This is a genomic window from Pseudomonas sp. C 49-2 (assembly GCF_003970195.1).
Lineage (GTDB): Bacteria > Pseudomonadota > Gammaproteobacteria > Pseudomonadales > Pseudomonadaceae > Aquipseudomonas > Aquipseudomonas canadensis.
Genome location: NZ_RXYG01000012.1, coordinates 65,380 through 80,020, shown reverse-complemented (window position 1 = coordinate 80,020; position 14,641 = coordinate 65,380). Strand labels below are relative to the sequence as shown.

The following is a 14,641-nucleotide window of genomic DNA, read 5'->3' as shown; positions in this document are numbered from 1 at the left end:
GGGTTCTCCTTTAAAGGGTGATGACGTTGCCGGGTTCGAAGGCCGCATCGCTGCTGCCGACACGGTTGACCAGCGGCGCGCCGAACTCGGCCTGGCTGATCTCGAACACATCGCCCGGCTGGGTGCGGATACCGTCAGCGAATGACAGGGTCGCGGTGCCGAAGAAGTGGACGTGCACATCGCCCGGCTTGAGGAACTGGCGGTACTTGAAGTGGTGGTATTCGAGGTTTTCCAAGCTGTGGCACATGTTGGCTTCGCCGCTGAGGAATTCGTTCTGCCAGATCACTTCGCCCTCGCGCAGAATGCGGCTGGTGCCCGCCAGGTGTTGGGGCAACTCGCCCACGCGCAACTCAGGGCCATAGCTGCAACTGCGCAACTTGGAATGGGCCAGGTACAGGTAGTTCTTGCGTTCCATGACGTGATCGGAGAACTCGTTGCCCACCGCGAAACCAACGCGATAGGGCTTGCTGTCCGGGCCGATGACGTAGAGGCCGCCGATTTCCGGTTCTTCGCCGGCATCTTCCGCGAAGGGAGGCGACGGGAAGGCAGCGCCGGGGCGCACCACAATGCTGCCGTCGCCCTTGTAGAACCACTCCGGTTGTACGCCCGCCTGGCCGGACTCTGGCTTGCCGCCCTCCACGCCCCATTTGAAGATGCGCATGGTGTCGGTCAACGCAGTGTCATCCCCGGCCTGGTGCATCTTGTCCCGCGCCGAGGCGCTGCCCAGGTGGGTCAGGCCAGTGCCGCTGATCAGCATGTGAGCCGGGTCCGGGTGGTCCAGTGGCGGCAGTATTTTCAGGTCGGCCAGCAAGGTGGCGTAGTCGTAGCTGTCGCCCAGGCCCAGGCTGTCCACCTGTTGCGCCAGGCCGACACCGGCTTCTATCGCAGCCAGGGCCAGTTCGCGCACAGTGCGGGCGCTGTTGACCTCACGCACTTTGCTGCCTTCTACCACGCCGACGCGGCGCTCACCGTTACGCAATTCAAACTGAACTAAACGCATGCCATTTCTCCTGAATCAAGTACGTGTAGCGCCACGGGCACTGGCGGCAAATTGGTCGGCAGGCAGCACGTGCTTGCGCTCCAGCTGGCGGTAGACCACACCCGTCAGCAGCAAGCCAAACACCATCACTGCGGACAAAAAGTACAAGCCCGACGCCAGGTTGCCGGTGTATTCCTTGAGTGCGCCGATCACGAACGGGCCGATATAGCCGCCGAGGTTGCCCACCGAGTTGATCAACGCGATACCTGCCGCCGCACTGGCACCGGCAAAGAACCGTCCCGGTAAAGTCCAGAACACCGCTGTGCAGGAAAACATCGCGAACGCCGCCAGGCACAGCGCGGCCATTTGCAGCACCGGCACGCTGAGCCAGGCGCTGCAGAACAGGCCGATGGCGCCCAGCACGTAGAGCACGGCGAGATGGCCGTAGCGGTCATTCAAACGGTCGGAACTGCGCGGGATGATCAGCAGGCCGATGATGCCGAAGATGTACGGCACGGCAGAGATGAAACCGGTGGTGAGGTCGCTGCCGCCGAACTGTTTGATCAGGGTCGGCAGCCACAGGCCCAGGCCGTAGATGCTCAAGGTCACCGGCAGGTAGAACAGCGCCAGTAGCAGCACGCGCTTGTCTTTCAAGGCATGCAGCGGGTTGCCGTGGCGGGTCTGGCCGTAGGCTTGCAGGTCTTTGGCGAGCTCGCCGGTCAGCCAGGTTTTCTCGTCCTCGCTCATCCAGTTGACCTGCTTGGGGCCGTCCGGCAGGTAGCGCAGCACCGGCCAGGTGAGCAGGATCGCCGGGGTGCCGATCACGATAAACAGCCACTGCCAGCCATGCAGACCAAGAATGCCGTCCATGCCCAGCAAACCGCCGGACACCGGGCCAGTGATCATCATCGCGATAGGTTGGGACAGGATGAACAGCCCGAGGATCTTGCCGCGATGGCGCACCGGGAACCACTGGGTGATGTAGTAGAGAACGCCCGGAAAGAACCCCGCCTCCGCCGCGCCGAGCAAAAAGCGCATCACGTAGAAGCTGTGCGGCCCCTGCACGAAGGCCATGCCGATGGTGATGGTGCCCCAGGTGATCATGATCCGCGCAAACCAGCGCCGCGCGCCAAAGCGATCAAGCATCAGGTTGCTAGGGATCTCGAAGAGAAAGTAGCCAATGAAGAACAACCCTGCGCCCAAGCCGTAGGCGGCGTCGCCAATGCCGACGTCGGCGCCCATGTGCAACTTGGCGAAACCCACGGCGGAACGGTCCACATAGGCGATCAGGTACAGCAGGATCAGGAAGGGAATCAGTTTCAGCGTGATGCGCCGAATAAGCCGCAGCTCCTGGCTCATGGGGTCGATCTCCGATTGTTGTTTTTATAGAAGCTCGGGGGACGCCTCTCGCGAAAATCCGCCAGGGTCATGCCTCAGTTGAAGTCGACTATATAGTATGACTATTTGCAAAACAACTCTTCCAAAGCAGCGTTTTTGCGCTTATGTTTAAGCACGCATAGAACATATAGTCATACAATAAGAGAATCGATCATGTCTGATAAAAAGCCCGGCCTACGCTCCGCCCAGTGGTTTGGTACTGCCGACAAGAACGGCTTTATGTACCGCAGCTGGATGAAGAACCAGGGCATTGCCGACCATCAGTTCCATGGCAAACCGATCATCGGCATCTGCAACACCTGGTCGGAGCTGACCCCGTGCAACGCGCATTTCCGCCAGATTGCCGAGCACGTCAAACGCGGCGTGATCGAGGCCGGTGGTTTCCCGGTGGAATTTCCGGTGTTCTCCAATGGCGAATCGAACCTGCGCCCCACCGCCATGCTCACGCGCAACCTGGCGAGCATGGACGTGGAGGAAGCGATTCGCGGCAACCCGATTGACGGCGTGGTGCTGTTGACCGGCTGCGACAAAACCACCCCGGCCCTGCTGATGGGCGCCGCCAGTTGCGACGTGCCGGCTATCGTGGTCACCGGCGGGCCGATGCTCAACGGCAAGCACAAAGGCCAGGACATTGGCTCGGGCACCGTGGTGTGGCAGCTCAGCGAACAGGTCAAGGCCGGCACCATTACCCTGGACGATTTCCTCGCGGCCGAGGGTGGCATGTCGCGCTCGGCGGGCACCTGCAACACCATGGGCACTGCGTCGACCATGGCTTGCATGGCCGAGGCACTGGGCACTTCCCTGCCCCACAACGCAGCGATTCCGGCGGTGGATGCACGACGTTATGTGCTGGCGCATATGTCCGGCATGCGCGCGGTGGAGATGGTGCGCGAAGACTTGAAGCTGTCGAAGATCCTCACTAAAGAAGCGTTTGAAAACGCGATCCGCGTGAATGCCGCCATTGGCGGTTCGACCAACGCGGTGATCCATTTGAAGGCCATCGCCGGACGCATAGGCGTCGAACTCGACCTGGATGACTGGACCCGCATCGGCCGTGGCATGCCGACCATCGTCGATCTGCAGCCGTCGGGGCGCTTCCTGATGGAAGAGTTCTACTATGCCGGCGGCCTGCCTGCCGTACTCCGCCGCCTCGGTGAAGCCAACCTGATCCCCCATCCGAACGCACTGACCGTCAACGGTAAATCCCTGGGCGAGAACACCCAGGACTCGCCGATCTACGGCCAGGACGAGGTGATCCGCACCCTCGATAACCCGATCCGCGCCGACGGCGGCATCTGCGTGCTGCGCGGCAACCTGGCACCGCTCGGTGCAGTCCTCAAGCCGTCCGCCGCCAGCCCTGAACTGATGCAGCACCGAGGCCGCGCCGTGGTGTTCGAGAACTTCGACATGTACAAGGCACGCATCAACGACCCGGAGCTGGACGTCGACGCCAACTCGATCCTGGTCATGAAAAACTGCGGCCCCAAGGGTTACCCAGGCATGGCCGAAGTCGGCAACATGGGCTTGCCCGCCAAGCTGCTGGCCCAAGGCGTAACGGATATGGTGCGGATCTCCGACGCGCGCATGAGCGGCACGGCCTACGGCACGGTAGTGTTGCATGTGGCGCCGGAGGCTGCGGCCGGCGGTCCGTTGGCCACAGTGAAGGAAGGTGACTGGATCGAACTGGACTGCGCCAACGGCCGCCTGCACCTGGACATCCCCGACGCAGAGCTGGCGGCACGCATGGCCGACCTGGCACCACCCGAGAAGCTGATCGTCGGCGGCTATCGCCAGCTGTACATCGACCATGTGCTGCAGGCCGATCAGGGCTGTGATTTTGACTTCCTGGTGGGTTGCCGTGGGGCGGAAGTCCCAAGGCATTCCCACTAATTGGGATGCTATGATGCCGCGTCTTTAAGCCAGAGCCTCCCTGTCGTCATGGATCACCAGCCGCCCAAGCCGCGCAAGAGCCAGCATGCCCAGATCGTTCAGGATTTGGGCATGCACATCGTTTCCGGTCGCTTCAAGCCTGAAGAACGGTTGCCCATGGAGGCCACGCTCTGCGAAGAGTACAAGGTCAGCCGCTCGGTATTGCGTGAGGCTACCCGCGTGCTCAGCGCCAAGGGCCTGGTGTATTCCAAGCCACGGGTGGGCGCGGTGGTGCGGCCGCGCTTGAAATGGCACCTGCTCGACCCGGACGTATTGTCCTGGTTGATGCAGTCCACGCCGCACAGCGAATTCTTCAACACCTTGGCCGGCGTTCGGCGCATTCTCGAACCGGAAATCGCCGCCATGGCTGCGACCACCGCCACCGACGAAGACATCGCCACCATCGAGCAAGCCTACCTGGGCATGGAAACCGCGCAGACCCACGAACAGTTGCTGCAGGCCGACCTGGACTTCCACCGCGCGATTGCCGACGCCACCCGCAACGACCTGCTGGCCTACATGTGCAACATGCTGTCGCTGCCGTTGCGCGAGTCGATCAACATCACCAACCGCCGCCCGGATATCCAGGGCCTGAGCCTGCCCCGGCACAAGGCGATCCTTACCGCGATCCAGAACCGTGATGCGCTTGGGGCGCGGCATGCGTCACTGGTGCAGCTGGATGACACGCGGGTGGCGTTGGATACGGTGATGAATGTGTTGACGCCGCTGTAATGGGCAAGCCATCAACCACGCTCTATCAGGTTTAAATCAATCCAAATGTAGGAGCGGGCTTGCCCGCGAAGGCGGTGTGCCAGGCCATCGTGTTATTGATTCACAGGGTGTAAGCGATGCCCACCTGCACTGTGCGTGGCGCGCCTGGGTAGGCGTAGAAGTTGCCGAACGCGCCCTCTTCAAAGTCACGATTGAACAGGTTCTTCACATCCAGGTTGAGCCGCACTTTGTCGTTGACCTTGTAGTAGCCAAGCAGGTCGACCACGGTGTAGGCGTCCATGGTAAACGGGGTGTTGGAGGTCTGGCCGACACGCTCATCAACATATTTCGCCCCCGCGCCCAGCCCGAGCCCTTTAAGGCTGCCGTCCTGGAATTCGTAGACGTTCAGCAGACTGAAGCTGTTGCGCGGGATGTTGGCCAGGTGCGTACCGACACGGAGTGTGTTGTCCTTGGTCACTTCGGCGTCCACGTAGGCGTAACCACCGATCACGCGCCACTCTGGCGTAAGGTTGCCGGCGACGTTCAAGTCAAGACCACGGCTGCGCACCTGGCCCGCTGCGACCCTGAAGGTGGCAGTGGGGTCCGCAGGATCAGTGGTCAGCACGTTCTTTTTGTCGATCTGATAAATCGCAGCGTCGACACTCAACTGGTGATCCAGCGCTTCCCACTTGATGCCCATTTCATAAGACTTGCCTTTCTCCGGTTCAAAGCCTTCACCCGTGCGGGCGGCGCCCGTATTGGGCTTGAATGAACGCGCAGCATCGGCGTAGACGGCCAGTGAGTCGGTAAGGTCGTAGATCACACCCACCCGTGGTGTTACAGCGTTATCGCTGGCTTCCCAGTTTTTTGTGCCCGGCACGTAGCTCTCATACTGGTGCTCAAAACGCTCGAAACGAGCGCCAGCCAGGACTTTTAGACGTTCAGTCAGGGCAACCTGATCCTGAACGAAGGCGGCGTAGGTCTTGAGGTTTTCCTTGTCATGAGTAGGCGTGCTGGTGAGTGCAGGCCGTGGCTTGCCATAGACCGGGTTGAAAATATCACTGGTGTAGGCAGCGGACGAACGCTGGATAATTGACTTGTAGTCGTAATCCTCAAACTCGACGCCTGTGAGCAAGGTGTGATCGAACCCACCCGTGGAAAAATGCCCGGTGAGGTTGAGCTGGGTGTCCTTGTCGGTCCACTCCAGCTTGCGGTAGTTGAAGTTGCGGTTGAGTGTGTGCCCGTCTGCAGCCAGGCTGTTGGCTTCAATCGCGTTGCCCTGCAACGTACCGTCGAGCCATTGAAAACCGCCGCCCAGGGTCCAGTTGTCATTGAGCAGATGCTCGAAACGCAACTGAGCCATGCTGTTGTCGTTGTGCAATTTGCCAACGTCTTTATCACCCCAGAAGGTATCGCGGGACGCCGTGCCTTTCTGCGTGGCGAAGCGCGTCAAGCCACGGTCCAACGGGTGATTGTTGCGCATGAAGTCACCTTCGAAGATCACCTTGGTGTCGTCGGTGGCCTGCCAGGTGATTACCGGGGTCACGCCGTAGCGTTCGGTTTCCACATGATCACGGAAGGTCTCGCCGCCCTCGCCTACTACGTTCAAGCGGTAGGCCAGACGGCCTTCTTCATCCAACGGGCCGGAAGCATCCAGTGTGCCGCGTTTCATACCTTGGTCGTTCAACTGGCTGCCAAGAGTCACGGTGCGTTCGGCCAGCGGCTGCTTGGTCACCACGTTGAAAGTGCCGCCCGGATCACCCCGCCCGTAGAGCATGGTCGCCGGGCCGCGCAGCACTTCCAGGCGCTCGATGGTGTTGGCATCGGGCATGTTCGGGTAGCCGCGGTTGATCGGGAAACCGTTGCGGTAGAACTCGCCGGTAGTAAAGCCGCGCACGGTGAAGGTGGTGAGCCCCTGCCCGCCGAAGTTGTTGGCACGGCCGACGCCGCCGGCGTAGTCCAGCGCGTCCTGCAAGCGGGTGGCGCCGATATCCTCGACCACCGCCTTGGACACCACGCTGATGGACTGCGGAGTTTCATGGATCGAGGTATCGGTACGCGTCGCACTCGCCGAGCGGCTGGCGTGGTAGCCCTGCACCGGGCCCTGAGCGGTTTCGTAGTCGGCTGCGCCAGTGATGCTGGTGGTTTGCAGCTCGATCGCGGCTTTTTCAACCGGTTCGACCTCCGCCCAGCTCAATGGAGAAAACGCCTGAAGCACACACACGGAAAGCAGGGTACGACGCATGAAGGATAAACCTAGTGAAAGAGCCAGACAGGACGGCATAACTGCCAATTATTGTGGCGCGCATGATAGGTCAAATCATTACCGTTTAGCATCTATTCTCATTAACTACTTATCGAGTGACCGCGTTGTATCAACGCACAGCAAAAACAGCGCAAAAAAAAAGCCACTCTCACGAGTGGCTTTTGTCACGCCATGACCGCCTTAGCGATAACGTTCCAACCAATGCGCATAAGGTGCAGGCAAGGTCCACGACGACTTCTCGACGCCCAGCTCCTTGGCCGCGAAGTACGCCCAGTGCGGGTCAGCCAAGTGCGCACGCCCCACCGAAACCAGGTCCAGATGCCCGGCTTGCAAGGCGCCTTCCGCCAGTTGCGGCGTGCCGAAACCCCAGGCCGATGTCACCGGAATGCCGGCTTCACGACGCACGCGCTCAGCGATCGGGCCCATGAACGCCGGGCCCCATGGGATATTGGTCTCTGGGATGGTGAAGCCGACGCTGACGCTTAGCAGGTCCAGGCCACCGGCCTTGAAACGACGGGCCAGTTCGATGGATTCGGTGAGGGTCTGCTCGTCGCGGCCGTCATACTCGATCACGCCGAAACGCGCGGTGAGCGGCAGGTTTTCCGGCCAGACTTCACGCACGGCGGCCAGGGTTTCCAGGAGGAATCGGCTGCGGTTGTCGAAGCTGCCGCCGTAGGCGTCGGTGCGCTGGTTGGAGTGCTCCGAAAAGAAGCTCTGGCCCAGGTAGCCGTGGGCGAAGTGCAGTTCGATCCACTCGAAACCGGCATCACGCGCGCGGCGCGCAGCGTCGACGAAGTCCTGGCGCACACGTGCGATGTCGTCCAGGGTCATGGCGCGCGGTACTTGCGGCAGGTTGGCACCGAAGGCGATGGCCGACGGTGCGATGGTTTCCCAACGGCGTGCATCGGACGGGGCCATATGGTCGTCACCTTCCCACGGACGGTTGGCGCTGGCCTTGCGGCCGGCGTGGCCGATCTGGATGCCCGGCACCGAACCGGCAGCCTTGATCGCCTGGACCATCGGCACAAACGCCTCGGCGTGGGCATCGCTCCAGAGCCCGGCGCAGCCTGGAGTGATACGCCCTTCCGGCGCCACGGCGGTGGCTTCGACCACTACCAGGCCAGCCCCGCCACGGGCCATGCTGGCCAAGTGCACCAGGTGCCAATCGTTGACGATGCCGTCATCGGCCATGTACTGACACATCGGTGGAATGGCGATGCGATTGCGCAGGGTGACGTCTTTGAGTGTGAACGGTTCGAACAATGCGGACATGTTGACTCCAGCCAGTGGGTGGTTGATTCGATAGTTCGATGGTAATCGAACTATGGTATTCAACGATAGCCCCCTGTTATGATTCGTTTCATGCGAGCCTTCAAACACCCCCCTCTTCAAGACCTGACTCTCGAGCGCCTGCTGTACGCCCTGAGTGATCCGGTGCGCCTGGAAATCGTGCGTTGCCTGGCAGGCGTGCCCGAAGCCACCTGCGGTGAGTTGGACGGCGGCCGGCCGAAGTCGAGCATGTCCCATCATTTTCGCGTGTTGCGCGATGCCGGGTTGGTGCAGACCCGGAGTGTGGGCACCACGCATATGAATTCATTGCGCGGCGAATTGCTTGAAGAGCGCTTTCCCGGTTTACTCGGGTGCATCCTCGCCCAGCACTGAACCAGGTTCAGGCTAGCGGATCGCCTTCGCCTTGCTCGACGTGCCGGCTCGGCATACCACCCAATTTGATTGCACCAATACGCCCTTGCAGTTGGTCGACAAATCGCTGCGCCTCCAAACGCGTGTTGAACATCATGCTCAAGTCACCCAGCCGTAGCAGACAACCTTCGGGTGAGTCCACGTCTTCCAATTCGATCTTCATACGTCCTCGCTTATTCAACCGCCGCAGGTAAGCGCGGCCGCACAGGTTTGCCATCCAGATGCACGCAATCCTTGCCGTTGCGCTTGGATTCATAGAGATTGCGATCGGCGCATTTGAGTACCGCAGACAGCTCGGCACCCGCCGTAAAGCGCGTCATGCCCGCACTGCAGGTGTAGTCATGGGGCGGCGCGACACTGCAGCGAATGGCATGCAGCAGGCGTAGCGCATAATCGGTCGCCGTGTGGGGGTCATCACAGACCAGTAATACGCCGAACTCCTCGCCGCCGATCCTGCCGAAACTGTGGCTGCCTCGGGTGGATTTCAGGCACGCGGCCATCGCGCAGAGAATCTTGTCGCCAACGTCATGCCCGAACTGGTCATTCTTCAACTTGAAACCGTCGATATCCAACATCATGAAATAGCCGGTATGACCGGCTGCAATCAGTTTGGCGAAACTTTCCATAAAGGCGCGCCGGTTCAATAGGGACGTCAGGTGGTCAGTGTGTGCCAGTTCGCGGAACTCACTTTCAACCAGCAGCACGGAGCGCAAGTTCTTCAAGTAAGAGAAGTTCAGGATGAAGCCAATAGACACCGATGACAGGCAAAATATGAACAGGTAAACCTCGACGTCAGCGTAAATACCTATCTGGATATTTGGCCACATCACCCACCAGACCAACGCTGCACATATCAGGAAATCCTGGGGCGTGATAAAGAGTACTGCGCTGCTGAGCACCAGCGTCAACGCCAGCGGCAAGGCAAATACCTGCAGTTCGAAGTTGGTGTGCAACACATAGGCGAATCCAACAGCCAGCAACACCATGTAGGCCACGCCAAGCAGTCGCCACACGTAGAAGTGGGTCACCGTGCGGTGAAGCTGGCAGACCACCAGCAGGCCCAGCGTGACCATCAGTTTGTCCAGCCCAAACCTCATCAACGGATCAATCAGCAACACGCCCAACCAGGCGATAATCCCGATGATTTCAGCCTGCAAGATCGCCGGTGACAATAGCCTTTGCATCCGTGGCCGAAGCTTCAAATTCGCCGGCATTCGTTCATTCCCTGTACATGAGTTGCCTAATGACTGTCGGTATGACCCGATTGGAGACTGTGCAGGCTGATCGCAAATGAATAGGCCATGAAGCGTCTGACCAACACGACAAACGGCGGCAGCACTTCCAGCTGTGTCTTGGAATGAATTTTGAAATATCCCCTGTCGACCCCCTCCCGAACCAAGCGAATAACATGCGTCTTGGAGACCGATAATTTTTCGGCAAGTGAAAGATAGGAAGAAGACCGGAAACTCGCGCCGGTGTTATCCAACGCACACGCGTCGTTATAGATAGCCAACATCAACAAGTGACCGGCATCTCGATTGACCAACCAATAACAATCCGGCAACAACTGATCCAGGGTCGAGTTATCCTCAAGGATCTTCGTAAAACCTTTGAAATAAACGGTCAGAAAAGCACGGTCATCCACCCCATCCAAATGCCGAATCATCGTATGTTCCGGATAGAGCGTGCCCAGCGGCTCCACGACGGAAGTGAGCATCGCCCGCACTTCCTGGCACGCCTGGGACGACGGGCTGAAAACGCGGAAACGGCTATCCTCCGGGTGTCCCGCCACTTTCATGAACCCCAAGGCCCTGAACAGCAGGAAAATCGACTCCAGGCCGTTCCTCGAGCAAAACCCGCGCGCCACACACAGTGCTTTCACTTCGGAAAGTAACGGCACCGGCCTGGAAAAATAGGCACTTAATAGTGCAAAAGACACCATCAAACGATTGAACTTCAACGCCGTCTTGTAGAAAAACGGTCTTTTCGAATAGGGCTTCAGCAGCAGTGTGTAATGCGTGCGAATGCACGCCTCAAATTCCACATGGCATTCGGCTACGCGTGCCGAATGCTCCAGCGCCAACTTTAACGAACGACCACACATGAGAAAGAGCCCTGATCAAACAACCTGAATTCATTGATATCAATTGCACTCTTTATGCAACCAGGTCTCACAACAACTCACGTCAGAATAAAAGCCACTAATGGCGTTTTGCCTCGAAGCGCAATCTATCGTGATTAGAGTACGGGACCCCATCGCTACCAAAATTGTTCCAATGGCCCGTAGCAACTGGGTGACCAGCAAAACCCTTGTGACATTTACTTACATATCGCCAGCGCACTCGAAAGCCAGGCGGTGCAAGCCAAATCCAGCCAAGTTGACTTAAACGTTTCAGTCTGCGGGGCGAACCTTACCCACCAAACGGCGTCCGAGCTAAGGCACTGTTGCTTACCGCTCGCCTCGAGGTCTTCGTTTGAAAGCTGCCATCCTCAAAAAGTACCGCCTGATCATCAAGACCATGGGCTACGTGGGCTGGGCGCTGTTCTGGCTGTTGCTGTGGGACGTCGCCGTTACCGTGGACTTCATGCTGTTTCTCACCGCCAAGATCAATTTACCGCTGATGCCCCTGACCCTGCTGGGTTCGGCGCTGGTGGTGCTGATCAGTTTCCGTAACAGCAGCGCCTACAATCGGTGGTGGGAAGCACGCACGCTGTGGGGTGCGATGGTCAATAACTCGCGCAGTTTTGCCCGTCAGGTATTGACGCTGCTGGACGACCCTGATGGCGAAGTCAACCCGGTCAAGGCCACCCTGTTGCGCCGCCATGTGGCGTACGTGAACTGCTTGGCCGCCCACCTCAAGGGCGAGCCATGCCCTGAAGAAGTCCGCGCCTTCATTCCCAGCGAAGAGTTCGCGCGCAATGGCGCGACCAACAACTTCGCCAACGACATCCTCACCGGCTCTGCCGCGCTGTTGGCCAAGGAATACAAGGCCGGCCACCTCGACAGCATCCGCCTGGCGCGGCTGGAGTCGACCCTGGTGGACTTGTCCAACGCCCAGGGCGGCATGGAGAGGATCGCCAACACTCCACTGCCCTACCCCTACGTGTATTTCCCGCGCCTGTTTATCTCGCTGTTTTGCCTGATCGTGCCGGTGGGCCTGGTGGAGTCCCTGGGCTGGTTCACCCCGCTGGCCTCGACGGTGGTGGGTTTCATGCTACTGGCCATCGAGCGCATTGGCACCGATTTGCAAAGCCCGTTCAACTCCAGCGAACACCAGATCCAGATGGAAACCATCTGCGAAACCATCGAAAAAAACCTGCAGTCGATGCAGCGTGATGCGCTGGGTGGCGAGCGTATCGGTTAAACCCTCCTTTGGCCCTCAAGTGCGTGCTCCCGCAGTCGATACACAGGGAGTACGCATGGGCCACACCCACCTCAAAACAACACATGCGACGCTCGACGCCACTGTTTTCTCCTTGCCAAAAATTATAAATACCCGCGGGTGAAGTCATGAATATCAAGCAAAAGCTGACCTGGGCGTTTGCCGCCATCGCGTGCGTCCCGGTTATTTTGGTCGCAGTACTGGTTGTGCTGAATCTGCGCGAGGGGGCCCAGGCCAATTTCCTCGACAGCAGCGGCCGTGAGATCCGCCAGATCGACAATGGCATGAAGCAGTTCTTCGAGGGCATCAGCCAGAACGTCGATTATGTGGCCAAGGACCCGCGCGTTGTCGCGGCCAAAGACCTCAAGAGCTACGCCGGCGCCGACGCAGCCCAAATCCCCCTCACCCCCACCAATAAAGAACTGCTGGAAATTTTCGACCAGTTCGCCAAGAGCCATCCGAGCACCGCCTACCTGTCCCTGGGCTTGAAAGACGGCGGCTACGCCAGTTGGCCCGACGACACCAAACTCAACAATTACGACCCACGCGTACGGCCCTGGTACCAAGCAGCCATCGCCGCGCCGGGCAAGACCGTGCGCACCGGTGCCTATTATTGGGCGCCGGACGACGTGACACTGATCGGCACCGTGCACACCGTCGCGGATGCCACCGGCAATATCCTCGGTGTGGTCGGCCTGGACGTGTCGCTCAAGCAGCTCACCGAACTGGTGCGCAACATCAAGCTCGGTGACAGCGGCTACCTGATGCTAGTGGAAGCCAACGGCAACGTGCTGGTGGACCCCAGCGATGCCAAGCACAACTTCAAACCCCTGGCCGACCTGGGCCCGAACTACGCCGAACTGGCCAAGCGCGGCGACGGCGTGACCCAGATCGAGATCGATGGCGTGGCCTACATGGCCAATATGGTCAGCTCCAAAGACCTGGGCTGGCGTTTTATCGGCCTGATCAAGCGTGACGAAGTCATGGCCGGCGCCACCCGCCTGACTTGGTTGATCGCGGCCATCGCCGCCGTATTGGCGTTGGTGTTCGCGGTGGTCGGCGCCAGCTTTGCCAGCGTCATCGTACGGCCGATTCGCGGCGTGGCCGACGGCCTGCAAGAGATCGCCGAAGGTGAAGGCGACCTGACCCGTCAGCTCAAGGTACAAGGCAACGACGAAACCGCCAGCCTGGCCGGCTGGTTCAACCAGTTCCTGAGCATGATCGCCCAGTTGGTGCAGCGTATCGGCAACGCCTCGTCGGACCTGCAGACCGCCGCCGCCGACACCAGCCAAGTCGCCAACAACATGAACCAGGCCGCCGGCCGACAACGCGAAGCCGTGGAGCTGGTAAGCACCGCGTTCAACGAAATGGTGGCCACCGCCAACGAAGTCGCCCGTTCTTGCAGCGCCGCCGCCACCAGTGCCGACGAAGGCTACCGCGACGTGCACGACGGCCAGCACCACATCGGTGAAGCCACCGGCAGCGTGCTCAAGCTCAGCGAAGACCTGCAGAAGTCGACCCAGACCATGCAGTTGCTGGAGCAGGACAGCAAAAACATCAACACCATCCTCGACACCATCCGTTCGATTGCCGAACAGACCAACCTGCTGGCGCTGAACGCGGCGATCGAGGCGGCGCGCGCTGGGGACCAGGGCCGAGGTTTCGCCGTGGTCGCCGACGAAGTCCGCGCCCTCGCCCGCCGTACCGCAGACTCCACCGGCGAGATCGACAGCCTGCTCGGCAACCTCGCTCGTCGCACCCAGGAAGTGACGCAGCAGATGCAAGGCAGTCTCCTGGTGTCCCACACCAGCGTGGAACGTATCCAGCAGGCCCGCGACAGCTTCGACAAGATCCGCGGCTCGGTGGACTCGATCCGCGACCAGAACACCCAGATCGCCACCGCCGCCGAGGAACAGCACCAAGTGGCCGAGGAGATCAACCGCCACATCGCGCAAATCCATGCCGACGCGCAACTGGTCGAAGGCTTTGCCCACTCGGCGCAGACCGGATCAGGTCGGTTGACGGATATTTCGGCTCAGCTCAAGGGGTTGGTGGGCCGGTTCAAGTTCTAACAAACCCGCTAGTGCGCAGAGCAACAATTTATGGCGAGCGGGCTTGCTGTGGTGAGCGGGGCAAGCCCGCTCACTACAAGTCGCGTGCGCCTTTAAGTATCACATCAGACCCTAGGCGACATTTAGCCACACGCCATCATCGCAGCACCTGTAATAGTCTATTGCAGGACTCTAATGTACTAACCAGTTACTTATCTTGCTA

The 14,641-nt window shown here is 59.9% G+C and carries 12 protein-coding genes and 1 pseudogene; 6 read left to right on the top strand and 7 right to left on the bottom strand.

Annotated features, from left to right (window positions below):
• Positions 1-10: 10 nt before the first annotated feature.
• Both araD1 and EJ576_RS22630 read right to left on the bottom strand, forming a co-directional pair.
• Positions 11-1,000 (bottom strand): AraD1 family protein, encoded by a 990-nt coding sequence (gene araD1 / locus EJ576_RS22635; RefSeq protein ID WP_028619708.1) that lies wholly within the window; start codon positions 998-1,000, stop codon positions 11-13.
• Positions 1,001-1,015: 15 nt separating this feature from the next.
• Positions 1,016-2,338, bottom strand: a complete 1,323-nt coding sequence (locus EJ576_RS22630) for an MFS transporter (protein ID WP_122724455.1) — start codon at positions 2,336-2,338, stop codon at positions 1,016-1,018.
• 192 nt (positions 2,339-2,530) lie between these two features.
• On the opposite strand from EJ576_RS22630, the gene EJ576_RS22625 reads away from it, so the two are divergent.
• Complete coding sequence (locus EJ576_RS22625) at positions 2,531-4,267, top strand: IlvD/Edd family dehydratase (protein WP_028619706.1); 1,737 nt, start codon at positions 2,531-2,533, stop codon at positions 4,265-4,267.
• Positions 4,268-4,315: 48 nt separating this feature from the next.
• Positions 4,316-5,038 carry a FadR/GntR family transcriptional regulator gene (locus EJ576_RS22620; RefSeq protein ID WP_016978830.1) on the top strand — a complete coding sequence of 241 codons (723 nt, stop codon included), beginning with the start codon at positions 4,316-4,318 and terminating at the stop codon, positions 5,036-5,038.
• Between the two features lie 100 nt (positions 5,039-5,138).
• On the opposite strand, the gene EJ576_RS22615 is transcribed toward EJ576_RS22620, so the two are convergent.
• Complete coding sequence (locus EJ576_RS22615) at positions 5,139-7,262, bottom strand: TonB-dependent siderophore receptor (RefSeq protein ID WP_126571166.1); 2,124 nt, start codon at positions 7,260-7,262, stop codon at positions 5,139-5,141.
• Between the two features lie 201 nt (positions 7,263-7,463).
• Entirely contained in the window at positions 7,464-8,555 is a 1,092-nt protein-coding gene (locus EJ576_RS22610) for an NADH:flavin oxidoreductase/NADH oxidase (RefSeq protein ID WP_126571165.1), read from the bottom strand.
• A gap of 78 nt (positions 8,556-8,633) precedes the next feature.
• Here EJ576_RS22610 and EJ576_RS22605 point away from each other — a divergent pair, with 78 nt between their 5' ends.
• Positions 8,634-8,945: a helix-turn-helix transcriptional regulator gene (locus EJ576_RS22605; RefSeq protein ID WP_122724449.1), complete on the top strand. Its 312-nt coding sequence runs from the start codon at positions 8,634-8,636 to the stop codon at positions 8,943-8,945.
• Positions 8,946-8,952: 7 nt separating this feature from the next.
• On the opposite strand, the gene EJ576_RS22600 is transcribed toward EJ576_RS22605, so the two are convergent.
• From EJ576_RS22600 to EJ576_RS22590, 3 genes are read right to left on the bottom strand one after another with little or no spacing between them, the layout of a single operon-like run.
• A complete protein-coding gene (locus EJ576_RS22600) occupies positions 8,953-9,147 on the bottom strand; it encodes a hypothetical protein (protein WP_028619702.1) in 195 nt (64 codons plus the stop codon).
• 10 nt (positions 9,148-9,157) lie between these two features.
• Positions 9,158-10,198, bottom strand: coding sequence for a GGDEF domain-containing protein (locus EJ576_RS22595; RefSeq protein WP_126571164.1), 1,041 nt, complete (start codon positions 10,196-10,198; stop codon positions 9,158-9,160).
• A 26-nt stretch (positions 10,199-10,224) separates the two neighbouring features.
• Complete coding sequence (locus tag EJ576_RS22590) at positions 10,225-11,088, bottom strand: hypothetical protein (RefSeq protein ID WP_126571163.1); 864 nt, start codon at positions 11,086-11,088, stop codon at positions 10,225-10,227.
• Positions 11,089-11,458: 370 nt separating this feature from the next.
• Here EJ576_RS22590 and EJ576_RS22585 point away from each other — a divergent pair, with 370 nt between their 5' ends.
• The 3 genes and pseudogenes from EJ576_RS22585 (at position 11,459) to EJ576_RS30305 (ending at position 14,439) form a co-directional block, all read left to right on the top strand.
• Entirely contained in the window at positions 11,459-12,349 is an 891-nt protein-coding gene (locus EJ576_RS22585) for a bestrophin family protein (protein WP_122724442.1), read from the top strand.
• A 146-nt stretch (positions 12,350-12,495) separates the two neighbouring features.
• Positions 12,496-13,575, top strand: a pseudogene (locus tag EJ576_RS30310) (cache domain-containing protein); the annotation flags it as partial.
• Between the two features lie 9 nt (positions 13,576-13,584).
• Positions 13,585-14,439, top strand: coding sequence for a methyl-accepting chemotaxis protein (locus EJ576_RS30305; protein ID WP_371923953.1), 855 nt, complete (start codon positions 13,585-13,587; stop codon positions 14,437-14,439).
• The last annotated feature ends 202 nt before the right edge of the window (positions 14,440-14,641 follow it).